Annotated in this window: 22 protein-coding genes; 11 read left to right on the top strand and 11 right to left on the bottom strand. The window is 39.3% G+C overall.

The annotated features are described in order from the left end of the window. Positions 1 to 157: 157 nt before the first annotated feature. Entirely contained in the window at positions 158 to 655 is a 498-nt protein-coding gene (locus CAP51_RS14950; RefSeq protein WP_087621559.1) for a type IV secretion protein Rhs, read from the top strand. A gap of 92 nt (positions 656 to 747) precedes the next feature. Here CAP51_RS14950 and lptA read toward each other — a convergent pair whose 3' ends face one another. Beyond that, on the bottom strand, positions 748 to 1,197 hold the full coding sequence (lptA, locus tag CAP51_RS14945) for a lipopolysaccharide transport periplasmic protein LptA (RefSeq protein ID WP_087621558.1): 450 nt from the start codon (positions 1,195 to 1,197) through the stop codon (positions 748 to 750). Between the two features lie 248 nt (positions 1,198 to 1,445). After that, positions 1,446 to 2,720, bottom strand: a complete 1,275-nt coding sequence (gene gltA / locus CAP51_RS14940; protein ID WP_087621557.1) for a citrate synthase — start codon at positions 2,718 to 2,720, stop codon at positions 1,446 to 1,448. Between the two features lie 626 nt (positions 2,721 to 3,346). Here gltA and sdhC point away from each other — a divergent pair. The 10 genes from sdhC to CAP51_RS14890 all read left to right on the top strand — a co-directional run bounded on the left by sdhC (position 3,347) and on the right by CAP51_RS14890 (position 16,410). Beyond that, entirely contained in the window at positions 3,347 to 3,748 is a 402-nt protein-coding gene (gene sdhC, locus CAP51_RS14935; protein WP_171294806.1) for a succinate dehydrogenase, cytochrome b556 subunit, read from the top strand. After that, the gene (gene sdhD, locus CAP51_RS14930) at positions 3,748 to 4,113 is read left to right on the top strand and encodes a succinate dehydrogenase, hydrophobic membrane anchor protein (protein ID WP_087621556.1); all 366 of its coding nucleotides are present in this window, start codon (positions 3,748 to 3,750) and stop codon (positions 4,111 to 4,113) included. Before sdhC ends, sdhD begins: the two co-directional genes overlap by 1 nt. Positions 4,114 to 4,125: 12 nt before the next feature. Continuing rightward, positions 4,126 to 6,024, top strand: a complete 1,899-nt coding sequence (locus CAP51_RS14925; RefSeq protein WP_087621555.1) for an FAD-binding protein — start codon at positions 4,126 to 4,128, stop codon at positions 6,022 to 6,024. 14 nt (positions 6,025 to 6,038) lie between these two features. Beyond that, entirely contained in the window at positions 6,039 to 6,749 is a 711-nt protein-coding gene (locus CAP51_RS14920; protein ID WP_087621554.1) for a succinate dehydrogenase iron-sulfur subunit, read from the top strand. A gap of 578 nt (positions 6,750 to 7,327) precedes the next feature. Beyond that, positions 7,328 to 10,168: a 2-oxoglutarate dehydrogenase E1 component gene (locus CAP51_RS14915; protein WP_213062701.1), complete on the top strand. Its 2,841-nt coding sequence runs from the start codon at positions 7,328 to 7,330 to the stop codon at positions 10,166 to 10,168. Then, on the top strand, positions 10,168 to 11,397 hold the full coding sequence (gene odhB, locus CAP51_RS14910; protein WP_087621552.1) for a 2-oxoglutarate dehydrogenase complex dihydrolipoyllysine-residue succinyltransferase: 1,230 nt from the start codon (positions 10,168 to 10,170) through the stop codon (positions 11,395 to 11,397). The genes CAP51_RS14915 and odhB overlap by 1 nt, the downstream gene beginning before the upstream one ends. A gap of 200 nt (positions 11,398 to 11,597) precedes the next feature. Further along, entirely contained in the window at positions 11,598 to 13,040 is a 1,443-nt protein-coding gene (gene lpdA, locus CAP51_RS14905) for a dihydrolipoyl dehydrogenase (protein ID WP_087621551.1), read from the top strand. A gap of 159 nt (positions 13,041 to 13,199) precedes the next feature. Continuing rightward, positions 13,200 to 14,366, top strand: coding sequence for an ADP-forming succinate--CoA ligase subunit beta (gene sucC / locus CAP51_RS14900; RefSeq protein ID WP_087621550.1), 1,167 nt, complete (start codon positions 13,200 to 13,202; stop codon positions 14,364 to 14,366). Positions 14,367 to 14,378: 12 nt separating this feature from the next. Further along, positions 14,379 to 15,269 (top strand): succinate--CoA ligase subunit alpha, encoded by an 891-nt coding sequence (sucD, locus tag CAP51_RS14895; protein WP_087621549.1) that lies wholly within the window; start codon positions 14,379 to 14,381, stop codon positions 15,267 to 15,269. Positions 15,270 to 15,363: 94 nt separating this feature from the next. Beyond that, positions 15,364 to 16,410, top strand: coding sequence for a hypothetical protein (locus CAP51_RS14890; RefSeq protein ID WP_087621548.1), 1,047 nt, complete (start codon positions 15,364 to 15,366; stop codon positions 16,408 to 16,410). Positions 16,411 to 16,661: 251 nt separating this feature from the next. Here CAP51_RS14890 and CAP51_RS14885 read toward each other — a convergent pair whose 3' ends face one another. The 9 genes from CAP51_RS14885 to CAP51_RS14845 form a co-directional block, all read right to left on the bottom strand. Then, the gene (locus CAP51_RS14885; RefSeq protein ID WP_087621547.1) at positions 16,662 to 17,843 is read right to left on the bottom strand and encodes a maltoporin; all 1,182 of its coding nucleotides are present in this window, start codon (positions 17,841 to 17,843) and stop codon (positions 16,662 to 16,664) included. Positions 17,844 to 17,922: 79 nt separating this feature from the next. After that, positions 17,923 to 18,990: a maleylacetate reductase gene (locus CAP51_RS14880; protein ID WP_087621546.1), complete on the bottom strand. Its 1,068-nt coding sequence runs from the start codon at positions 18,988 to 18,990 to the stop codon at positions 17,923 to 17,925. Positions 18,991 to 19,001: 11 nt separating this feature from the next. Continuing rightward, positions 19,002 to 19,367: a nuclear transport factor 2 family protein gene (locus tag CAP51_RS14875; RefSeq protein ID WP_087621545.1), complete on the bottom strand. Its 366-nt coding sequence runs from the start codon at positions 19,365 to 19,367 to the stop codon at positions 19,002 to 19,004. A 638-nt stretch (positions 19,368 to 20,005) separates the two neighbouring features. After that, positions 20,006 to 21,382 (bottom strand): sugar porter family MFS transporter, encoded by a 1,377-nt coding sequence (locus CAP51_RS14870; RefSeq protein ID WP_087621544.1) that lies wholly within the window; start codon positions 21,380 to 21,382, stop codon positions 20,006 to 20,008. Positions 21,383 to 21,396: 14 nt separating this feature from the next. Further along, positions 21,397 to 22,203: a sugar phosphate isomerase/epimerase family protein gene (locus CAP51_RS14865; protein ID WP_140404452.1), complete on the bottom strand. Its 807-nt coding sequence runs from the start codon at positions 22,201 to 22,203 to the stop codon at positions 21,397 to 21,399. Positions 22,204 to 22,535: 332 nt separating this feature from the next. Beyond that, a complete protein-coding gene (gene pcaF / locus CAP51_RS14860) occupies positions 22,536 to 23,750 on the bottom strand; it encodes a 3-oxoadipyl-CoA thiolase (RefSeq protein WP_087621542.1) in 1,215 nt (404 codons plus the stop codon). A gap of 10 nt (positions 23,751 to 23,760) precedes the next feature. Continuing rightward, the gene (locus CAP51_RS14855; protein ID WP_087621541.1) at positions 23,761 to 24,414 is read right to left on the bottom strand and encodes a 3-oxoacid CoA-transferase subunit B; all 654 of its coding nucleotides are present in this window, start codon (positions 24,412 to 24,414) and stop codon (positions 23,761 to 23,763) included. Positions 24,415 to 24,416: 2 nt separating this feature from the next. Continuing rightward, on the bottom strand, positions 24,417 to 25,100 hold the full coding sequence (locus CAP51_RS14850) for a 3-oxoacid CoA-transferase subunit A (protein ID WP_087621540.1): 684 nt from the start codon (positions 25,098 to 25,100) through the stop codon (positions 24,417 to 24,419). Next, complete coding sequence (locus CAP51_RS14845) at positions 25,093 to 25,974, bottom strand: dioxygenase family protein (protein WP_087621539.1); 882 nt, start codon at positions 25,972 to 25,974, stop codon at positions 25,093 to 25,095. Before CAP51_RS14845 ends, CAP51_RS14850 begins: the two co-directional genes overlap by 8 nt. Between the last annotated feature and the right edge of the window lie 49 nt (positions 25,975 to 26,023).

Below are 26,023 nucleotides of genomic sequence, written 5' to 3'. Positions count from 1 at the left end.
GTATCGCTGTGTATCACACTAAAATAGCATACCAATCGTCGTGATTCTGGTTGAGAATTTAAATCTTGGCTATTGTATTTTAAAATTGTAAAGAAAACATAGTATTTTAGATAACTTTTTGTTTATTTACACCGATTCTATGCAAATGTGAGTAGATATGCTGCGTATTGGTTCTAAATCCATCTCCTCGTTCTTGGTTTTAAAGAAAAGAACACTGACCACAAGCGAAAAAGAGCTGGCATATTCTGTTTTTGGGACGCAGCTAAAACTGGAAAATATTCATATTGTCGCCCATCGGCTGGTATTACAGCATTATGCGGTGAGTCCCAATGGCAATATTTATTTTCATCAAAAAGACTGGCGAGCTGACTTTTCGCAGGAAAGTATTGCTTTGCAATCCTGGTTGATTCATGAATTGGTACATGTCTGGCAATTACAGCAAGGCATCGCTGTGGTTAAAAAAGCACTCTTTGATCGACGTTATCAATATGCGATTCAGGCTGGTAAATCGTTTTTACATTACGGTATTGAGCAACAGGCACAGATGGTACAGGATTATTTTTTAAAATCCAGAACAGGGCAGAATTGTGATGATTTAAAAGCCTGTATTCCTTTTTTAAAACCAACAATGAAAACTTCAAGCGAAGTGATCTAAACAATTTGTGATTAATCAGTTGGTCTTAATGATGGTATTTCACTAGATTCAAGTTTTTTAATTTTTAAATCTTTTTGCGGTGGAATGATGATTTACACCCGCTTGGTCGCAGAACCCTTGGCTTCTACATCACCTAATGTCAAATTATATCGCAGGGTTTCGCCGGATAAATGTGCGCCTTGTTGTTTGATCTGTGCATTACCTTTTAATGAAATCTCGGATGAGGTGGAATTATATAAAATAGTATTGGCTGTTCCATAGACCATGCCGTTATCCAGTTGTTGTTGGAACTTTACTGGATTGCCTTTAAGTGTTATTTGATAAGGCATTCCATCTCGAAGTGAACCATTTGCACTAGATGCCTGAATTAATATCGTGCCTTGTGAGATTTTAATATCACCACTTGCGCTAAATGTTGCTTGATAATGATTGAATTGAGATTGATTGGCTTGAAAATAGATTGATTGTTTAAAGTCGGATTCTAATGCCCATATAGATTGGGCAAGTAAACTGATATTGATAAAAATTATTTTTTTTAACATTACAAACTTCTTAATTGAAAATAAAAATTCGATTTGATGCTGTTTAATACATAAAGACTTGATCAAGAATGGCTAATATTCAAATTTTGGGGATTTAAGGGCCTAAAAAAAGCTTGTTTTGCAGTTTGGATACGATTTTTGACTTTTTATGGTAAAAAGCTGTGACGTACCATTGTGCAAAACAAGCCTGTAATCATCTGATATTGTACTGATTCGTTCGGTACAATATCTTCTAGATTTTCTGGGAATTAACGCTCAATATCACGTTTGGTGTGACCAGTATAAAGCTGGCGCGGACGACCAATCTTATATGGTGCAGAATGCATTTCTAACCAGTGACTGATCCAGCCAACAGTACGTGCAAGCGCAAAGATCACTGTAAACATTTCTGTTGGAATACCAACTGCTTTCAGGATGATACCAGAGTAGAAGTCAACGTTTGGATACAAGTTACGTTTGATGAAATATTCATCTGATAATGCAATACGTTCAAGTTCCATTGCCAATGCAAGTTGTGGATCATTGATGCCCAATGCTTCCAGAACTTCATCACAGGTTTGCTTCATGACTTTTGCACGTGGATCGAAGTTTTTGTACACACGGTGGCCAAAGCCCATGAGTTTAACTTCTTTACGTTTTACTTTTTCCATGAACTCGGCAACATTTTCTACGCTACCAATTTCATCAAGCATTTTAAGTACTGCTTCGTTTGCACCACCGTGCGCTGGTCCCCAAAGTGCTGCGATACCTGCTGCGATACAGGCATATGGATTTGCACCGGTAGAACCTGCCAGACGTACAGTTGATGTTGATGCATTTTGTTCATGATCAGCATGCAGGGTAAAGATACGATCCATTGCTTTGGCAAGCACAGGATTTACTTTGTAGTCTTTGTCCGCAGGCGTTGCAAACATCATGTACAGGAAGTTTTCCGCGTAATTTAAATCGTTACGTGGATACATGAACGGTTGGCCTACAGTATATTTGTAGCTCCAAGCTGCCAATGTAGGAATTTTTGCAATCAAACGGATTGCTGTAATTTCACGATGATCAACATCTTCGATATCGAGATTGTTGTGATAGAACGCAGATAATGCACCGACTACACCAACCAAGATTGCCATAGGGTGTGCATCACGACGGAAGCCATTGAAAAAACGGCTAACTTGATCGTGAACCATGGTGTGTTTACGAACTTTTGCGTCAAAATCTTGTTTTTGTTCAGCAGTTGGTAATTCGCCATTTAATAATAAATAACAGGTTTCTAAATAATCAGTCTGTGTGGCAAGTTGGTCAATCGGGTAACCACGGTGTAACAGAATGCCTTTGTCACCATCGATAAATGTGATTTTTGACTCGCAAGCTGCGGTAGACATAAATCCAGGATCAAAAGTAAAGTGACCTTCTTTTAATACACTGCCAACATCAATTACATCTGGACCTAATGTGCCGCTGTAAATTGGAAGTTCAATTCTTTTGCCATCAAGTTCTAAAACGGCTTTTTTACCAGTTGTTTCAGACATTCAAAAGCTCTCCTGTCCTGGTGAATGTAAAATCTGATTTGTTTGGAAGATGAAATTTCTTAAAATCAATCAGACTGCTGAAATTTGCTATAAGATTAGTGAGTGTTGAGATTTTGTCAATTCTCATTTAGCAGAAAAAACTCGCCAGTTTGCTAATTTTTGTACAATTTAGCCAAAAAATTATAAAACCTCACACTCCACCCAAGGCAATGATATAATGTCCTAGTCATATTTATTGATCAGTAACACGTATCAAGCTTACTGCAAAACATGCTATTTTCACTCAAACAATTGTAAGAAGATTTGTATATCTCATTGTTTGATGTTTTGCGCGGATATTTTTATATCGCTAAAAGCGTATATAAATAAATTGCACCAAAGTCTTATTTGTTACAAATTTAAGAATGATTAATGTACATTATCTAAACAGGGCTTCTTGATGATTTCTTAATGAAAACAATTCTCAATTAAGTAATTTTAAAGAAGTTTTTTGCAAACGTATTTGTATTTTTATGTTGTGCGTTTTATAATTCCCTGTCATTTGAGTTGGGCAAGCTTTGCCTAATAATGCCAGCTTTCCTTCGAATTAATTCATAAACTCCTGTTTTTGGAGTTGTTACTACAGGATGCCCGCTGTGAAAAGCAACAGACCTGTCAATTTGTCCATGGGTCAAGTTTTAGCTGTAAACTTAAAATCACCCGTGGCTATTGCATCGATTTTACACCGTTTGTCAGGTGTCATTGTTTTCTTATTAGTGCCAGTTCTCTTATGGATCTTGGATCGATCATTATCTTCGCCCGAAGGTTTTGATTATGTCAAAAATGTCGTATTTGGTAATTTCTTTGTACGTTTTATCGTGTGGATATTTGTTGCAGGTTTATATTTTCACCTTGTGATGGGTATCAAACACTTACTGGCAGATCTTGGCCTTAATGAAGAATTAAATAGCGGTCGCATTGCAGCATGGATTGCCTTTGCAATTGCTGCAATTGGTATTGTGGCTTCATTTATCTGGGTGGTGCTGTAATGAAAAGTGCAACTGGTTTAACAGGTTCGGGTTCACGCGACTGGTTTATCCAGCGTGTCAGTGCAGTCGTATTGGCTGTCTATACTTTTGTTGTGTTTGGTTGGATATTGTGTCATGGCGATTTTAGTTATGAACAATGGTCTGGCTTTATGATGACTTTACCGATGAAAATATTGTCATTGCTTGCGGTATTATCATTGGTTGCGCATGCATGGATTGGAATGTGGCAGGTATTTACAGATTATGTCACGACTCGTCAAATGGGTCCCTCTGCATCAGGTTTACGCCTAGTCTTAACATCGGCAGTGATTATTGCGGTGTTTGTGTATGCAATCTGGGCAATCCAGATTTTCTGGGCGAATTGATAGGAAAAGATCATGGGTGCAATAACTCCTAAAGAAGATTATTCAAATATTCAAACCCTCTCTTTCGATGCTGTAATCGTTGGTGGTGGTGGTTCTGGTATGCGTGCATCTTATCAGCTTGCACAGGCAGGTTTGAAAGTTGCAGTATTGACTAAAGTATTCCCGACACGTTCGCATACCGTTGCTGCACAAGGTGGTATTGGTGCATCTCTTGGTAATATGCAGGAAGATAACTGGCATTACCACTTTTATGATACGGTAAAAGGTGGTGACTGGTTAAGTGATCAGGATGCCTGTGAGTTTATGACTCGCGAAGCACCAAAAGTTGTATATGAGCTTGAACATCTTGGTATGCCATTTGACCGTAATAAGGATGGTACGATTTACCAACGTCCTTTTGGTGGTCACTCTGCAAATTATGGTGAAAAGGCTGTTCCGCGTGCCTGTGCTGCTGCTGACCGTACTGGTCATGCCTTATTGCATACCCTATACCAAAGCAATGTAAAAATGGGTACTCAATTCTTCGTGGAATGGATTGCACTTGATCTGATTCGTAATGAAGAGGGTGATGTACTAGGTGTAACAGCGATTGATCAGGAAACTGGTAATATTGCAGTATTCCAGGCTAAAGCAACCTTGTTTGCAACCGGTGGTGCAGGGCGTGTTTATCGTGCATCAACCAATGCGTATATCAATACCGGTGATGGTCTAGGTATGGCTGCGCGTGCTGGTATTCCATTACAGGATATGGAATTCTGGCAGTTTCACCCAACAGGTGTCGCGGGCGCTGGTGTGCTATTAACTGAAGGCTGTCGTGGTGAAGGTGCGATTCTGCGTAATAAAGATGGCGAACCATTTATGGAGCGTTATGCGCCAACACTAAAAGATCTGGCACCTCGTGACTTTGTATCCCGTTCCATGGATCAGGAAATTAAAGAAGGTCGTGGTTGTGGACCTAAAGGCGATTATATTCTGTTGGATATGACCCATCTGGGTGCTGATACCATTATGAAACGTTTGCCATCAGTATTTGAAATTGGCAAGAAATTCGCAAACGTGGATATCACTAGAGAGCCTATTCCGGTTGTACCAACGATCCATTATCAAATGGGTGGTATTCCGACTAATATTCATGGGCAAGTTGTTGTGCCAGTTCCGACAGAAAATCCACAACTGACCACCCACTATAATAAAGAAACCAAAGAATATTCATATGAAGGCAATTGCCCTGATTATGTAAAAGTGGTTAAAGGCTTTTATGCAATCGGTGAGTGTTCTTGTGTATCTGTACATGGTGCCAACCGTCTGGGTACAAACTCATTACTTGACTTGGTTGTCTTTGGTAAAGCAGCTGGTGAACATATCATTGATTATGTTACCAAGCATCATGGTGATGATTATGCACCTTTACCGAATGATGTGTTGGAAAAAACTTTGTCACGTGTGACCCATTTGGATAATACTGTTGAAGGTGAAAATGCACAGGAAGTTGCGGATGCAATTCGCGAAGTCGTGCAAAACCATGCAGCGGTATTCCGTACACAGGCCTTGCTTGATGAAGGTGTAAAACAAATTCTTGCACTTGAACCGCGTGTCCGTAACATTCACTTGAAAGATAAATCCAAAGTATTTAATACAGCTCGTATTGAAGCATTGGAAGTTGAAAATCTGTACGAAGTAGCCAAAGCAACTCTGATTTCTGCTGCTGCTCGTAAAGAATGTCGTGGTGCACATACAGTGGTAGACTATGAGTTACCACCAGATCACCCAGATTATCCTTATGGTCGTCGTGATGATGAATGGATGAAGCATACTTTATGGTATTCATCTGACAACCGTTTAGAGTACAAGCCAGTGCGTTATCAACCATTGACTGTTGATCCAATTGAACCTAAGCCACGTACATTCTAATTGGGAGAATTAAGATGAGTAGAGGTACTCGTACGTTTCACATCTACCGCTATGATCCTGATAAGGATAAAGCGCCGTACATGCAAACCTATAAACTTGAACTTAACGATAAACATCGTATGTTGCTTGATGCATTATTGGCATTAAAAGTTCAGGATGAAAGTTTAACTTTCCGTCGTTCATGCCGTGAAGGAATTTGTGGTTCCGATGGTGTGAATATTAATGGTAAAAATGGTCTGGCATGTCTATGGAATTTAAATGACTTGCCTGAAGTTATTACCATTCGACCATTGCCTGGTCTGCCAGTGATTAAAGATCTGGTTGTGGATATGAATCAGTTCTATGATCAATATGACAAAATTCAGCCTTTCTTGATTAATAATCAGCCGGCACCACCTAAAGAACGATTGCAATCTCCTGAAGAGCGCGAACATTTAAATGGTCTATATGAATGTATTTTATGTGCATGTTGTTCAACCTCATGTCCATCATTCTGGTGGAATCCTGATAAGTTCTTAGGACCATCAGCGTTGTTAAATGCATATCGCTTTATCATTGATTCTCGTGATACTGCAACGCAAGAGCGTTTGGCACGTTTAGATGATCCATTTAGCTTGTTCCGTTGTAAAGGTATTATGAACTGTGTGTCTGTTTGTCCTAAAGGTTTGAATCCAACCAAGGCGATTGGCCACATCCGTAGTATGTTGCTGGATCAAGCAGGTTAATTTGCTTAATCAAGCAAAAAAGCGCATCCTGAGTGGTGCGTTTTTTTATGTCTGAAGATTTTGTAAGACTTTTGTCTAGAGCTATCGAGAAAGTATAAGAAAAAAGGTATCGTAGTCATAATATTTAAGAACAGTATTTAATTTATTTATGAATAGTATGTTTCGAATAAATTAAGAGAAGTGCAAAGACATGTTAGCATTTATCAACTTATATGTTATGACTGAGTGTTCTGGTTTTTTTAAGGTATAAGAAGTAAAATTTATCTACTTTGGTTAATCAAAGTAGATGGTGAAGAAGGTCTTATGAATAAGAGTAAAATGATTTTATTTTTATTCATACGTCTTGCAGAAATGCTCCAAGTTTGGAGTAGTACCGGAATGAGTATTATTTTGTTGCGAAACTTTAGTATACAAAATAACGCTTTTATTTCATCGTCAGATTGTCTGACATCGTGTAAAACGCTTGGTTGAAAGAATTGATCAAGGGTCTTGGACGCTTATTTACCAATAAGTGTTCCAGTGTAGGTGTGTCTACGAGACCACCAAACTTGTTTTTGCAATAGGAAATGGGTCCACTCATGCAAGATGTTGCTGACGCATTGCGTCTTGACACAGAACTTTCCGCTGATAGTGCAGCGTATATTGAAGAACTTTATGAAAATTATTTAACTGCGCCAGATTCAGTCGGTGAAGATTGGCGTCAGTACTTTGATCGGTTTCCTAAGGGAGATCAGCCCCATAGTAATGTCCGTGAGCAATTTCTATTACTTGCTCGTAATTCTGGACGTGCTATGCCAATGCAGCAAGGTGAGGTCAGTACAGAACACGAAAGACGTCAAATTGCCGTATTGCAGTTGATTGCCGCCTATCGTAATCGTGGTCATCAAAAAGCAAAACTGGATCCATTAGGTTTGGCCAAACGTGAAGATGTGCCAGATCTGGCATTGGAAGCACATGGCTTATCAAAATCCGATCTGGATACAGTGTTTAATACTGGTAATTTGGCAATTGGTAAAAGCGAAGCGACCTTGGGTGAAATGGTCGCTGATATGGAAGCAACTTATTGTGGTTCCATTGGTGCAGAATATATGCACATCGTTGACACCAAGGAAAAACGCTGGATTCAACAACGTCTGGAAGGTACAAAAGGAAAATTTAATTTTTCTGTTGATCAGAAAAAACATGTTCTGGAGCGTTTGACTGCTGCCGAAGGTCTGGAAAAATATCTGGGTAATAAATACGTTGGTGCAAAACGCTTTGGTGTAGAGGGTGGTGAGTCCTTTATTCCGATGGTGAATGAGCTGATCCAGCGTGCTGGTGCTGTTGGCTGTAAAGAAGTTGTGATTGGTATGCCACATCGTGGCCGTCTCAATTTGTTGGTCAACATCATGGGTAAAAACCCACAAGATTTGTTCGGTGAGTTTGAAGGAAAAACTTTAACCAAAAAAGGTTCTGGTGACGTGAAATATCACCAAGGTTTTTCATCAAATGTGATGACACCAGGTGGCGAAGTACATCTGGCATTGGCATTTAACCCGTCGCATCTTGAAATTGTCGGACCAGTAGTAGAAGGCTCGGTTCGCGCACGTCAGGTACGTCGTAAAGATATTGGTGGTGATGATGTATTGCCATTAATCGTTCATGGTGATGCTGCATTTGCAGGCCAAGGTGTGAATATGGAAACCTTCCAAATGTCACAAACCCGTGGCTATACTGTAGGTGGTACAGTTCATATCATCGTGAATAACCAAGTCGGTTTTACCACATCTGATCCTCGTGATGCCCGTTCAACCGAATACTGTACCGATGTTGCAAAAATGATTCAGGCACCGATTTTCCATGTCAATGGTGATGATCCTGAAGCAGTGATTTTTGCTACTCAATTGGCACATGATTTCCGTCATACCTTCCGTAAAGACGTGATTCTGGACTTGTTCTGTTATCGTCGTCGTGGTCATAACGAAGCTGATGAGCCAGCAGCAACTCAGCCAATCATGTACCAACAAATCGCCAAACAACCAACTACACGTACTTTGTATGCTGATAAGTTGATTGCTGAAAATATTATTGATCGTGCAACCGCAGATCGGTTGGTTGAAGATTATCGTGCCGACCTTGAAGCAGGCAAACATGTTGCCAATGCCTTGGTACGTGAACCAAATAAAGCATTATTTGTCGACTGGACGCCATATTTAGGCCATGACTATACCGATGTCTGGGATACAACCTTTAATATCGAGCGTTTAAAAGAACTTGGTCAAAACATGGCGAAACTTCCAGAAGGTTTCAAAATGCAGCGTCAGGTTGCAAAAGTGATTGATGATCGCTTTAAAATGCAAACAGGTGAAATGCCATTGAATTGGGGTGCTGCTGAAACATTAGCATATGCAACCATTCTGGATGAAGGTTATCTGGTTCGTATCACTGGTGAAGATGTAGGGCGTGGTACATTCTCGCATCGTCATGCAAAATTGCATAATCAGGTTGATGGTTCTGTTTATATTCCATTATGTCATGTCAAAGAAAATCAACCGCGTTTTGTGGTGTGGGATTCTTTATTGTCAGAAGAAGCAGTACTGGCATTTGAATATGGTTATGCAACGACAGTTCCAAAAAGTCTGATCATCTGGGAAGCGCAATTTGGTGACTTTGCTAACTGTGCTCAGGTTGTAATTGACCAGTTTATTGCTTCTGGTGAAACCAAATGGGAACGTGTTTGTGGTTTAACTATGTTGTTACCACATGGGTATGAAGGTCAGGGTCCAGAACATTCTTCTGCACGTCTGGAACGTTTCTTGCAACTTTGTGCCGAAGACAATATGCAAGTGCTTACACCAACTACTCCAGCACAAATCTTCCATGCTTTACGCCGTCAGGTGGTTCGTCCGATTCGTAAGCCGATGATTGTGATGTCACCAAAATCATTGTTACGTCATAAACTGGCAACATCGACACTGACAGAATTGGCAGAAGGTACATTCCAGACTGTGATTGATGAGATTGATCAGCTCAATAAAGCGGATGTCAATCGTCTGGTGATATGTGGTGGTAAGGTCTATTACGATTTGCTAGAAAAACGTCGTGAGTTAGGTTTGGACAATGTTGCAATTATCCGTGTTGAACAATTGTATCCATATCCAGCCGATGTCTTGAATGCGATCATCGAAACTTATCCAAACATTAAAGATGTGGTTTGGGCACAGGAAGAGCCGAAAAATCAGGGCGCCTGGTTGTTCATTGCACCGCGTCTTTATGAAGAAATTTTACCGTTGGGTAGAAACATTAGCATTAGTTATGCAGGACGTGAAGCATCAGCTGCACCTGCATGTGGTTCACCTTATTTGCACGCAAAACAACAGGCTCAACTTGTACAAGATGCATTGGGCGTACAGGTTGAAGTAACAGGAGATAATCAATAATGGCAACTGAAATTAAAGCACCGGTATTTCCAGAGTCGGTCGCCGATGGAACAATTGCAGCTTGGCACAAACAAGTTGGGGAGGCTGTATCACGTGATGAAGTCATCTGTGATATCGAAACTGACAAAGTTGTATTGGAAGTTGTTGCTCCTGCTGATGGCGTGATTAGCAAAATTATCAAAAATGAAGGTGATACAGTACTTTCTGCTGAAGTGATTGCAGATTTTGAAGCAGGTGCTGCGGGTCAGGCTGCATCTGGTGCGGACAGCACACAAGCGGTGAATGATACAGCGCATGTTGAAGAAGCTGTAGAAAAAACTGAAGCAGGTGCTGCACCTGTTGTTGAGCGTAGTCAGCCACAAGAGAGTGTTCAGGATCAGGCACCAGCAGTTCGTAAAGCATTGACTGAAAAAGGTCTTGATGCAGCGAGTGTAGATGGTACAGGTCGTGGTGGTCGTATTACCAAACAAGATGTCGTAAATCATCAAGCTAAACCTGCAGTAACACCATTAAGTGTGGCTGTTGGTGAGCGTGTTGAAAAACGTGTACCAATGACACGTCTGCGTAAACGTGTTGCAGAACGTCTCCTGTCTGCTACACAAGAAACTGCAATGCTGACAACCTTTAACGAAGTTAACATGAAACCAATCATGGAACTTCGCAAACAATATAAAGATCGTTTTGAAAAACGTCATGGTGCGCGTCTTGGCTTTATGTCGTTCTTTATTAAAGCAGCGACAGAAGCATTAAAACGTTATCCAGCAGTGAATGCATCTATCGATGGTGATGATATCGTTTATCACGGTTTCTATGATGTTGGTGTAGCGGTATCTTCAGATCGTGGTCTGGTTGTTCCTGTACTGCGTGATACTGATCGTATGAGCTATGCAGAAATCGAAGGTGGTATCGGTGCTTATGCTGCCAAGGCCCGCGAAGGTAAATTGAGCCTTGAAGACATGACAGGTGGTACATTTACCATTACCAATGGTGGTACTTTCGGTTCATTATTGTCTACACCAATTATCAACCCACCACAAACTGCTATTCTGGGTATGCACAAAATTCAGGATCGCCCAATGGCAGTCAATGGTCAGGTTGAAATTTTACCAATGATGTATCTTGCATTGTCTTATGACCACCGTTTAATTGATGGTAAAGAAGCGGTTGGTTTCTTGGTGACGATCAAGGAATTACTGGAAGAGCCAGCATCACTATTGCTTGATCTTTAATTGGTTTGAATAAAATCCCTTTATCAAAATAGGGTCGTTAAATACTAAGGCATACGATTGTATCGTATGCTACAAAATCTCTCCTGAACATGAGAGGCATTGCCTCGCAATTGTGCAAGTCCTTGTAAACTCAAGGGCTTGCGGATTTGCAAATTATATTTCTTATCCTCGGGAGAAGATTAAAAAATGGAGAGAAAATAATGTCTCAACAGTTTGATCTGGTTGTGATCGGTGGCGGACCTGGTGGTTATGAAGCAGCGATTCGTGCTGCACAATTGGGTTTCAAAGTCGCTTGTATTGAAAAACGTATTCACAATGGTAAACCTTCTTTAGGCGGTACATGCCTGAATGTCGGATGTATTCCTTCAAAAGCCCTACTTGATTCTTCCCATCGTTACGAAGCAACTACCCATGATTTAGCCGAACACGGTATTAGCACGGGTGAAGTTAAGTTTGATCTGGATACTTTATTGGCACGTAAAGATAAAGTCGTTGATCAATTAACGGGTGGTGTTGCTGGCCTACTTAAAGGCAATGGCATTGAGTGGTTACAGGGTTCAGGTAAATTACTGGCTGGTAAAAAAGTAGAATTCACACCATTTGAAGGTGATGTTCAGGTTCTTGAGCCAAAATATGTGATCCTTGCATCTGGTTCTGTTCCTGTAAATATTCCTGTTGCTCCCGTTGATGAAGACTTGATCGTAGATTCGACTGGTGCATTAAAATTCCCTGAAGTACCAAAACGTCTAGGTGTGATTGGTGCGGGTGTGATCGGTCTTGAGCTGGGTTCAGTTTGGCGTCGTTTAGGCAGTGAAGTTGTTGTATTCGAAGCACTGGATGCATTCTTGCCAATGGCTGATAAAGCACTGTCCAAAGAATTCCAGAAAATTCTGACCAAACAAGGTCTGGATATTCGTATTGGTGCCAAAGTTTCTGCTACTGAAATTAATGGTCGTGAAGTCACCATTAAATATAATCAAGCTGGTGAAGACAAAGAGCAAGTATTTGACAAAGTCATCGTCTGTGTTGGTCGTAAACCTTATGCAGAAGGTTTGCTTGCCGAAGATTCCGGTATTAAATTGACCGAACGTGGTTTTGTTGAAGTCAATGATCAATGCCTGACTTCTGTAGATGGTGTATATGCGATTGGTGACTTGGTTCGCGGTCCAATGCTTGCACATAAAGCTATGGAAGAAGGTGTGATGGCAGTTGAACGCATCCACGGTCATGCTGCACAAGTCAACTATGATACGATTATCAGCGTTATTTATACTCATCCGGAAGCTGCATGGGTGGGTTTAAGCGAAGAAGCCGCCACTGAAAAAGGCTATACCGTTAAAGCAGGTCAATTCCCATTTGCTGTTAATGGTCGTGCTTTGGCAGCGGGTTCTGCTGAAACAGCTGGATTTGTAAAATTCGTTGCTGATGAAAAAACTGATCGTTTGCTGGGTATGCATGTGATTGGCCCGAATGCATCAGATATCGTGCATCAGGGTATGATTGCCATGGAATTTGTCTCTTCAATTGAAGATTTACAATTGATGACTTTTGGACATCCAACCTATTCAGAGGTTGTACACGAAGCCGCACTTGCTGTTGACGGTCGTGCGATTCATGCAATCCAAAGAAAGCGTAAAAAATAAGTTTTGAGATAAAACTTGTAAAGACAATCCTTTTGCAATGAAGGGATTGTCACTTTAATGTAATAACAAAGTGTAAAAGTCTAGACAAAGATCTATGGTTGGGATTAGATAGATTGGCTAGCGTGAAAAATCAGAATGCACAACGGTTAAGGAAAAACAATGAATCTACATGAATATCAAGCAAAAGCGCTGTTAAAGAAGTATGGATTTCCTGTCCAAGACGGACTCCTTGCAACAACGCCAGATGAAGCCGCAGCAGCCTTTGAAGAGCTGGGCGGAAAATTTGCTGTTATTAAAGCCCAAGTTCATGCCGGTGGTCGCGGTAAAGCTGGTGGTGTAAAAGTTGTAAAATCAAAAGAAGAAGCTGCTCAGGTTGCCAAAGATTTAATTGGCACACGTCTTGTTACGTATCAAACCGATGCCAATGGTCAACCTGTAAATAGTGTACTGGTTTGTCAGGATGTTTATCCTGTTGAGCGTGAATTATATCTTGGTGCAGTAGTAGATCGCTCTAGTCGTCGTGTGACATTTATGTCATCTACGGAAGGGGGTGTTGAGATTGAAAAAGTTGCCGAAGAAACACCAGAAAAAATTATTAAGACTACAGTAGATCCGTTGGTTGGCTTACAACCTTTTCAGGCGCGCGAAGTTGCGTTTGCACTGGGATTAAAAGATAAACAAATCGGTCAGTTTGTAAAATTGATAACAGGTGCCTATCAGGCATTTGTTGACAATGATTTTGCATTATTTGAAATTAATCCGTTATCGGTACGTGAAAATGGCGACATTCTTGCAGTAGATGCCAAAGTAGGCATTGATTCCAATGCACTCTATCGGTTGCCAGCACTTGCCGCAGAACGTGATAAATCACAAGAAAATGAACGCGAATTAAAAGCATCTGAACATGAGTTAAATTATGTTGCTTTGGAAGGTAATATTGGCTGTATGGTCAATGGTGCCGGTCTTGCCATGGCGACTATGGACATCATCAAACTCTATGGTGGACAACCTGCAAACTTCCTTGATGTTGGCGGTGGGGCCACCAAAGAACGTGTGATTGAAGCTTTTAAACTCATTTTGGCAGATACCTCTGTCCAAGGTGTATTGATTAATATCTTTGGTGGTATTGTACGTTGTGACATGATTGCTGAAGCCATTATTGCAGCGGTTCAAGAGGTTAACGTATCTGTGCCTGTGGTTGTTCGTCTTGAAGGCAACAATGCAGAACTGGGTGCAAAAATCCTCGATGAATCAGGTTTGAAATTAACTTCTGCCAATGGTCTTGCCGATGCAGCAGAAAAAATTGTTGCTGCTGTAAAAGCTTAAGGAGTATCAGTCATGAGCGTATTAATTAATAAAGACACACGAGTATTGGTACAGGGCTTTACCGGTAAAAATGGTACTTTCCATTCTGCACAGGCGCTGGAATATGGCACCAAAGTTGTTGGTGGTGTAACACCGGGTAAGGGCGGAACGACACATTTGGATTTACCCGTATTTAATACCATGAAAGATGCTGTACGTGAAACGCATGCTGATGCCTCGGTAATTTATGTACCTGCACCTTTTGTGCTTGATTCAATTATTGAAGCAGTGGATTCCGGAGTGAGCCTGATTGTCGTGATTACCGAAGGTGTCCCAACACTAGATATGCTAAAAGCTAAGCGTTATCTGGAAACCAATGGGAATGGGACACGTCTGGTGGGGCCGAATTGTCCGGGTGTTATTACGCCGGGCGAATGTAAAATCGGTATTATGCCGGGACATATCCATACCCCGGGTCGAATTGGTATTATTTCACGTTCCGGTACATTGACCTATGAAGCAGTGGCACAAACCACCAAGCTTGGTTTAGGGCAGTCTACTTGTATTGGGATTGGTGGTGATCCAATTCCCGGCATGAATCAGATTGATGCACTGAAATTATTTCAGGAAGATCCAGATACCGACGCCATCATTTTGATTGGTGAAATTGGTGGTTCTGCCGAAGAAGAAGCTGCTGAGTATATTCAATCCAATGTCACCAAACCTGTCGTAGGTTATATTGCAGGGGTAACTGCGCCAAAAGGCAAGCGTATGGGACATGCTGGAGCGATTATTTCCGGCGGTAAGGGTACAGCAGAAGAAAAATTTGCTGCCTTTGAAAAAGCAGGTATTGCTTATACACGTAGTCCTGCTGAGTTAGGTTCAACCATGTTGCAAGTGCTTCAGGGAAAAGGTTTAGCCTAATAAAATATTTTTTGAAAAACCCTCTTTATGAGGGTTTTTTATTATAAACTGTGATGAATATTATATTTCAATCTGGTTTTGTGACTAAATATTTATGCAAGAACATGAGTTAGATCTGATACGAGAAGAATTTAAAACAGCGAAAGATCTTCAGCTCTTTATCCTTAAGTATTTTTCAATCCAACATGCGGAAGTACAGTATCTGGTTGCACAAGCCCAATGGCGACAGACGCAGCAAGAAAGTGAACCTGTCAAATTTGATCGATCAATCCAAAATTTTATTTATAAATATAAAAAACATACACAGGCTGTGATTCGTATTATGGTCCTCAATGCGATGTATGTGCAGCTTAAAAAAAATCAAAATCATTGGATGCATATTCAATTAAATGATGCTCACAATGAAATGATAGAGTATGCCCGGACATTAGATCAGCAGGATGATACAGTTTGTCGAGCAATTATTTATGCATACTGGTTTAAGGCTGACAGTTTAAAGCATAAAGATCAATTTAAAGCACAACATTTTTTGCAAAAAATTAAGACTTTTGAACAGCACCTGCAACTAGATGATGAAAGCAGGCAGTATATTTTTCAGGCTGAAATTACCTTGATTTTAATGAGAATTGAGAAATATCAGGCACAATTTTCGGCGGAAGTTTTTTATCGGATATTAAATCAGTTTAATGTTAATCAGGATGCTTCTATCCATATTCAATTAAAAAATCTAGTTGGTGTTTATATTTATCAAAAAATTGATCTGGCTCGACCAATTAAGAATTATAGTGAAATCGAATATTTTTTAGATTATCTTGATCAGCATACTGCGTTAAATACCATGCTCTTGCAATTGGATGAGCCTGAGGTGGAACAGCTTGTGTTAATCAGGATTGCATTCTTATTTTGGTTATTGGGTAAATCGCAACAAAGCATGGCTTATATCATGGCTTATTTTCATTATTTACCTTCTGCAATTGATTTGATTTGTCTGGTTAAACAACGTTATTATTTTACTTCACCAGAAGCACAGCAGGATTTTATTGAGCTTATCCAACAAGGATTTGAAAAATATAAAAATTTAAATAAGTATAGACAATTATTTAAAAGCCATAAAGAGCGTGAGGAGAATGATCTAGAGTAATATGATGGGGCAGTCATTTGATGATGTTCTGTTTTCCTGTCATTTCACACATAGGGTTTATATCTTTTTAGATCAATATAAGGGATATTATTCATGCGTTTGTCGTAGAGTCTTCTATAGTTGAGCTCTTATTTCAGATTAAAGAAATGAATAAACAGTGATTGTATTGTTGATATGATGTGTATTAAAACAGTATGACACCTAGATGTCATACTCTGACACAGGATTAGAATCTAGAAAAAACAAAAAATTTACCAACCATATTCCAGTTGAAGACCAAAATTGGAACCATGAGATATCCGATAAAAATCATTGTCAGGATTAACTTGATCTCTTAATTGTTGCTCAGCATCGTTCCAGAACGCATAGGTATAATAAACACGAAGCTCTGGTCGATCATAAAAACCTGTTCCTTTCATTGACCAGGTTGGTGCAAGCGTTAATTTAGTCATGTTTCTTTTTTCGTGGTCGGTTTTAATTTGGTCAAAACCAACTTCTGTTGAAATTTTAAAATGGTCACTTACGACATAGGCTGTTCTTGAACCGAGAGATAACCAGTCATTATTGGGCGATTCTTGTAGGATATTTTTTTGATAGATGAACTGGGCTTGACCATTGAATTTTTTATTTTCACTTTCCCAGTCCAGTACTTCTACAAATCTAAACGATGTATTGTTACGATTTAAGTCTGTATTACCTGTATAGCCTAAACCAGTACCAGGACCTTCACCGTATTGGAGAGCGAGTGTATTCTTACCATTCAATACATCGGCAGTAATATTCTGTAGCGTTAACGCCCACCCACTGTTTTCATCATCAATATATGATAAGCCGATATTTAACTTGTTACGATCATTGATGGCTAAATCACTCATTGTGAGGTCATGTCGATTAACATAATCTTCCTGAAAGAGGTTATCTTTTCGTGAAAAGACGTAGCTCAAGGCAAATTTTTCTAGTTGATAATGGTCTATACCAAAGCCGGTGCCGCTTTGATTCCAATAAAAAAAGTCAGATATATGGCTATCATTACGATTGTAATATCTTCTTCCTGTCCAAAAATTTCCACCATTTAAAAAGGAAACATTTGTCCAGTCTAGGTAGATTTGGCTCATACGGGTATAGCCATTCTCACCATTAAAGCTTAAGGTTTGTCCATACTGGTTATAGAATTGCGCCATTCCATTGATATTGATTTTAGAGTCATCAGATAACTGCAATAAATTTTGTGATGCAAATAGTTCACCATATTGTTCACATTCATTGCCTAGACGATATTTAGAGGGTGCGCCGGTTAATTGAAAGCATTCTTGCGTCTGACCATTGTCTGTGGTGCCCATTCCCGTTCGGAAATAACCATGAATTTCAGCGCCAATGGTAATTTGGGACGTGGTGATGACTGTGGTAGCTAAAAATAATGAAAGTTTTTTCATCTTCAAAAGATCCTTTTTTGAAAAAAATGAACCTATCTAAAATAAGGTATAGATAGGCGATATTAAACGGTTGTTCTCGTTAATGAGGTGATATCCCTTCAAAAGCATTTTGCAATAAATGACGAATGGCGTTCTTTTCGATAGGTTCTGGATTCCAATATGGATTGGAGAGGGCAATATCAGTGGCTTTGTCCAAATCTGCCTGTGTTAAACCTAACGATGACAATGATTTTGGTGCATCTAATTCGCTAATCAGTTGGAAAATCGCTTGTGCAGCTGTTCCTTCAGTTACACCTAATGCACGTTTAATGCGTGACATTGCTTCGGGCGCGGCTTTTTCATTGTAAGCAATGGCATGCGCTAATATAACGGTATGGGTTGGCGCATGCGGAAGGTTGAAACTGCCGCCTAATGTATGACAGAGTTTATGATGGATTGCCATGCCCACATTCCCGAGGACATATCCACATAACCAGGCACCATATAAACACAGGCTCCTTGCTTCAATATTGTGTGTATCTACTTTTAATTTCTTTAGCCCTTCTGCCAATGCCCGAATACCTTCTTCTGCAAGAAGCGACATTATTGGATTACCATTTTGTGCATACAAACCTTCGGCAGCATGTGCAATGGCATTGATCCCACTGGTAATTGACATTTCTAATGGCAATGTAAGGGTTAATTCGGGATCATAAATAACAGTTTTGGGTAAAACGCGAGGATCTTTTCCTGTTTTTTTAATGCCATTTTCTGTAATGCCATACACAGGTGTCATTTCAGAACCTGCATAAGTTGTTGGAATTGCTAAAATAGGAAGATCATATTCCAAAGCGATGGCTTTACCCAAACCGGTTGTAGAGCCTCCACCTACAGCAACAGCACAATCTGCACCTAATTCTTTTGCGACTTTTCGCGCTTCTTGTGCAGATTCAAGCGGTACGTGCATCACTGCTTTTGGAAAGATCCCTACTGAGGCATCACCGAGTAAATCTGAAATTTTTTCTGCCAATTTTACCTGTTCCGGGGTACATAAGATCAGTGCTTTTTTTGCACCTAAGCGTTCAATCTCTTCTCTAAGTTTATGTAGAGAACCAGCACCGAAAATGACGCGGCTTTGTGGAATATCATAAATAAATTCGTTGTTCATGAGCTGTTTCCTTACGGTAATGGTGTGGGTTGATATGCATAAAATAACCAATCGTTATTTTCTTTTTTCCATACAGCGAGAGACTTATTTTTTAAACTTTTCTCTACATTTCCTGCAATTAAATTGGAATGCATTTCTCCAAAAACCAGAGCAATGTCACCGACAATCTGGATTTTTGAAATGGGATGCTTAATCCATTTGTAATCGTAATGACCTGCAAATAATTTGTTGAGATATGAATCTTTGGTATCAGTAATACCCGTGGTATGGGTATAGATCATTTCTGGATGAGCAAGCTTGGCAAAATCTTCATAGCGCTTTTCGACAATAGATCGAAAACGCTCTTCTTCCAGTTCTTGTATTAATATATCGTCCATAGCATAAGAATTTCATAAAAAATAAGATAGTTAATCCTAACTTTTGTAGGAAAATAAAAAACCTCTATTCGGAAAAATATATTTTCATAGATGAAAGAATCTTATGGAATGAGGTTTTTATCTCTGTTTTTACATTAAATTAATATAATTTAATGTATTTTTATTTTTGAAATTATTAATTTTAAAATACGAGTTTATCCACGTTAAAATAGAATGGCAGCGGGTGTGTGATACATTTAATTATATAGAGCTTATCAGGGTTATCCAACAAATGTCATAGTTCATTCACTTGCGTAATAATGCTTCTTCTGTTCACACTACTGTCATGATTTTAGGGGATTCCTTCTGACAAGTAATTGTATTAAAAGTATATTATGGAGAGGGGTAGCTGGGATAATGCAGTAACTGCAAGCTTCTTTCATACATTAAAAGATCATGTAGTATATGGTTATACTTTCTAGTCGGAAATGCATATATTGGAATTACTACAATTGAATCAGACGATATTTTACAAAGGGCTGGTTAAGTCCATAAGTATTTGAACATAAATAATTTTAAAAATTTGATGTGAGGTATTTCGATTCTAATAAATAGAATCGAAATTTGCTTATTTATACAAAAAATTTAATTCATCAGGGCTATAAACCAATATTTCTAAGTTTTTTCCCTTTGAGTAAATTGCTTTCAATCGTTTCTAGAGAAATATTTTTTGTTTCTGGTACAAAGAAGTAAAAAATAAGTAAGAAAAAGATATTTAACAAGACTAAAAAGTTAAGTATATTAACAATACCAAAAATATCATTAAGTACAAGGAAATAGGTTGCAATTAAAGAATTTACAGCCCAGTTGGAAAGGGTGGAGCAGCTAACACCAAATTCTCGACCATGAGATGGTTGTATTTCCGAACATAAGGTCCAGATAACAGGACCGGCGGATGTACCAAATCCTACGATAAATATAATTATACTGATAATACTCACAATAGGTATTAAGTATAAAATTCCTATGCTCAGAAATGCTAAGCCAAGAATGATAGTGATAAATCCAATATATAACAAAGGTTTTCGACCTAATCTATCTACAAGAAAGATTGCCATAAAAGTAGATAAAAGGAAAAAAAGCCCGATAATTAAAGTAGAAAATAATTGAGAAGAATCACTATTAAATCCAGCAAGCTCAAATATTTTTGGACCGAAAATCAGGATAATATTAACACCTGTCAGTTGTTGAATAGTTTGTAAAGAAACACCAAGAAATACAGATTTCCTAAAATATTTATTATTTAGAAATAGTTGTAATCCTTGATTAACTTTTGTAGAAGCGATGGTTTCTTTTATTTGATCCAATTCATTTTTTGCTGATGTTTTGGTGTGCCCCAATTTACATAGAATGTTAAAGGCTTCTGTATAATTCCCATGCGCAATTAACCATCTAGGACTCTTTGGTACAATTAATGAACCAATTAATAATAATATGCCCGGTATATATAATGCTGAATACATCAATCGCCAGCTTTCAAAAAAATGTAGACTCCAGTTGGAAAAATACGAAAAAAATACACCAAAGCTAATCATGAACTGAAAAGTAGAGATTGCACGGCCTCGATATTTTTCTGGAGCAATTTCAGAAATATATAATGGGGCAGAAAAAGTTAACATACCCACCGAAAAACCTAAGAGCATACGACCGATAATAAGGCCAAGAACATTCCAGGTAAAAATTGTGATGGATACGGATATTAAAAAGCATAACGCGGAAAAAATAAGCGTTTTACGTCTTCCAATTTTGGTTGCAATGGGGGCAGAAATGATTGTTCCAATAATGGCACCTACCATCAGGGAGCCTACAACCCATCCTTCCATAAAACTTGATAAAAGGAATTCTTTTTTTAAGGAACTTAAAGCACCGGAAACAATGCCATTTTCCATACCAAAAGAAAATCCGGCAACAGAAGCAATTAAAATAGCATAAAATACAGCGATATTCTGCCGAAAAAAGTTAATATATTTACCCATGTTGAAATTCCTTTTTATTGATTAAAGTTCTTAATGGTCAAATTAGATTGTAGATCTGAATAGGAAATCCCTGCTTTTGTAAAAAGATTTTCTACTTTCTCTCGAGATAAAGTTGCAATTTCTTCAAGAGATTTATTCTTATTTGTATATGAAAAGACTTCTGCACATACTTCACGTAAAACTTTTCTTTCTTTAAGATATTTTAAAATTTCAATTAAAGGAAACTCTCCATCTCCAGGCCACATTCTGGAAAAACATTCATCTTCTAAAGTTTTATTTTCAGGTAAATTTAATGGTCCATCACATATTTGAATATTATGAAATCTATTAGAAGGAATTTTATCCAACATTTCCAAGGTAGAATTTCCTCGAACAAAATGCAAAGTATCAATTACAATTCCTCCCATTTTAGATCCGGATCCATTTACAATATCCCATGCTTGTGCAATGGTTTTAACACCCCACATTGGAATAGCTTCCAGTCCACATAATATGCCATGATCATTTGCCATAGAATCAATGGTATAAAAGAATTCAGATAATTGTTCTGTACTATACGTTCCTTCTGGAAAGGTTGCATTTAAGCTCATAATTTGTACTTCAAGTGCTGTCGCTATTTCAAAGAATTCTTGAGGTGTAGTGGAATGCCCATCGTTAAAAGATGAACCGAAATTTTTGGTTTCCCATTTTGGAACCCATGTGCATAGTGGATCTAGCCTAGTGATGGTTACACCATAATCAGCAGCAATTTTTTTGATATCTGTAATTTTAATTTTTTCTTCAGCCATAATTTTTTTGATTTCCTGTGGCTGTATAGACATGGAGTTAAACTCCGCGATATTCATTACCTTTAATTTATCTCGAAAATTTAAATGTAAAACATTCGAAAATGGCATCACTAATTTATTACACATAAATATTTATCCTTAAATATTAAAAAAATTACAAAGAAGTAATAGGGTAATTATTTAATATGTTTTATTTTTAAATACCATCCTATTTTTTAAATTCAGAATTTCAAATTTATTATCTTAAATAAATTTTTAAAAATAAATAGTCAGTAATTTTTTAATAAAGTAATAATTATTAATATTAAGCTGATGAAATAAAAAATGGATTAAAAATAATCCATTTTCTAAAAATATCTTAAGGGTTATAGTTTTTCAATAATCAATGCAATACCTTGACCTACCCCAATACACATCGAACACAAACCATATTTCCCACCCGTTTGTTCCAGTTGGTTTAAGGCTGTAATGACCAGTCTGGCACCTGAGGCACCTAATGGATGACCCAATGCAATGGCACCACCATTGGGATTGATACGTATATCATCATCTGCCAATCCTAAATTACGAGTCACTGCCAAAGCCTGTGCTGCAAACGCTTCATTCAGCTCAATCACATCCATCTGATCCAGGGTCAGATTAGCCTGTTTTAATAACTTTTTGATTGCAGGCGCTGGCGCAAATCCCATAATCCGGGGTTCTACACCCACTGTTGTTGCCGCAACAATCCGCGCTCTAGGGGTTAAACCATAATCTTGCACCGCCTGATCAGACGCAATCAAGACTGCTGCTGCACCATCATTAATCCCTGATGCATTACCCGCAGTCACTGTACCGTCAGCTTTAACCACACCTTTGAGTTTGCTTAAACCTTCCAGTGTCGTTGAAGTGCGTGGATGCTCATCAGTGTCAATTACGATGGCATCGCCTTTACGCTGTGCAATCGTGACCGGGATAATTTCTTGTTTAAAATAACCTTTGGCCTGTGCTGCCGCCGTGCGTTGTTGACTGTTTAAGGCAAACAGGTCTTGATCGGCACGATTAATCTGAAATTGCTCTGCTACATTTTCAGCAGTTTGTGGCATGGTATCTACACCATACAATTCTTTCAGCTTTGGATTGATAAAACGCCAACCCATGGTGGTGTCTTCAATCTTCTGGCTACGTCCATAAGCACTGTCTGATTTACCCATCACATAAGGCGCACGGCTCATGCTTTCAACACCACCAGCAATCATTAAATCTGCTTCACCTGCCTTGATGGCACGAGCAGCAATCGCGATAGCATCCAGTGATGACCCACATAAACGATTAATGGTGGTTGCTGGTACCTGATATGGTAAACCTGCCAGTAAAGCCGACATGCGTCCAACATTACGATTGTCTTCACCCGCCTGATTGGCACAACCATAAATGACATCATCCACCTGTTGCCAATTGACTTGTGGATTACGCGCAATCAATGCCTGAATTGGAATGGCACCCAGATCATCGGCACGTACTGGCGCAAGTCCACCAGCATAACGACCAAATGGGGTACGGATGGCATCGACGATATAGGCATTTTTTAATGTAGACATGCTGTTTTCCTTAACCCTGTGTTGCATCAATTAGTGTTGCACCAGTCAATGACTGTAATTCGTTAAAGCTTAATCCTTCAACCTTCTCAATCACTTTTAAGCCATCACTTGTCACATCAATCACACACAAATCAGTATAGATACGATCCACGCATTTTAGACCTGTTGCCGGATAGCTGAGTTCCTTAACAATTTTGGCTTCACCTTTTTTGGTGACATGATCAGTAGTAATAAACACTTTCTTGGCCCCCACAGCCAGATCCATGGCACCACCAACCGCAGGAATGGCGTCTTTGGCTCCAGTATGCCAGTTGGCCAGATCACCATTTTCAGCAATCTGGAATGCACCTAATACTGCGATATCCAAGTGTCCACCGCGCATCATGGCAAAGGAATCACCATGATGGAAAAAACAACCACCTTGTAACATGGTGACAAACTCTTTTCCGGCATTGATCAATTCCGGATCTTCCTCACCTTTGGCAGGTGGTGGACCAAAAGCCAGCAAACCATTTTCGGAATGTAAAAACACATCTTTATCGGACGGTAAATAACTGGCAATTTTGGTGGGTAAACCAATACCGAGATTGACATAAGCACCATCGGGAATATCTTGTGCCACACGCTCAGCAATTTGATCACGGGTCAGTTTGGTATAGCTCATTTTTATGCTCCTTGACCTTGTGATGTACCCACAGCCACCACATGTTGTACAAAAATACCCGGGGTGATGATATGCTCCGGATCAAGTGCTCCCAGTTTTACCACTTCTGAAACCTGAGCAATGGTGATATCAGCAGCCATCGCCATAATCGGACCAAAATTCCGTGCCGATTTACGGTAAACCAGATTGCCCCAGCGATCACCCTGTTGTGCCTTGATCAGGGCAAAGTCTGCTTTGATCGGATATTCCAGTACATAATCTTTGCCATCAATATGACGGGTTTCCTTGCCTTCAGCCAATAATGTACCAAAGCCGGTTGGGGTAAATACTGCACCCAAACCCATACCGGCAGCCTGAATACGGCAGGCCAGATTGCCTTGTGGTACTAATTCAAGCTCAATTTTGCCGGCATGATAGAGTTCATCGAATACCCAGGAATCGGATTGACGTGGAAAAGAACAAATGATTTTACGGACCGCACCGGTTTTTAACAGTTTGGCCAGACCATAGTCGCCATTACCGGCATTATTATTAATGATCACCAGATCCTTGACACCCAATTCGATTAAACCATCGATCAGTTCAGCGGGTTGTCCTGCTGTACCAAAGCCACCTATCATGATGGTTGATCCATCTTTTATCTGGGACAGTGTTTCTGTTATTGCGGTGGTAATCTTATTAATCATGACGTACAGCTTCCTTTTTATGGTTCAGAATAAAATCAAAATCCAGCGTATAAAAAGGTGTAGCATGGAATTGTCCATTTTGATCTGTACCATTCTCATGATAGGTCCATTCAGCAATGAGAGAGGATCGTACACCAAATACTGCATCTGAATCTAAGTATTCGCCAGATTCTTTAAAGACATGGGTAACCAAACGCTCATAACCCGGCGCACTGATCATAAAATGCAAGTGAGCTGGTCGCCATGGATGACGATTTAAAGCTTCAAGCATTTTTCCAACTGGTCCATCGTGCGGAATAGGGTAGGCTTCTGGCACGATTGTTTCAAAATAATATTTACCTTCCTGGTCTGCTGTAAAAATAGCCCGGCCTTGATATTCATTGAGGCCCTCTTTCTGGACATCATAAAAACCATCATCATCCGCTTGCCATACTTCAATTTCTGCATAAGGGATGACTTTCCCATCGATTCCCCGCACTTGTCCATTGACAAACCAGGGTGTACCTTTTACACCGATACTCATATTGCTACCTAGAGGAAGGCGAGGTGCATTTTGGACATGGAATGGACCAAAAACAGTTGCTTCTGTACACCCTACTGGTTTTTTGTGATTCTGTGCAATTACTAAGGTGGATAAACCTAAGGTATCGGAGAGTAGAATAAATTCCTGACGAGTTGGACTACAAATTTGACCCACATCTGTTAAAAACTTGATGCCAATTTCCCATTCTTCTTCTGTTAATTCAATTTCTCTTGCGAATGAATGGAGATGTTGGACTAGAGAATGCATCACATCTTTCAATCTTTCATTACCAGAAGATGAGTTGCGTTCTATCACTGCTTGGGTAATCGTTCTTTCGTCTAAGTTTTTCATATTTTTTCCATAAAAATGCCATATTCCTATTTTTGTCATGCTAAGCTGA

Source organism: Acinetobacter populi, assembly GCF_002174125.1.
Lineage (GTDB): Bacteria > Pseudomonadota > Gammaproteobacteria > Pseudomonadales > Moraxellaceae > Acinetobacter > Acinetobacter populi.
This window is presented reverse-complemented; position numbering and strand designations above follow the sequence as displayed.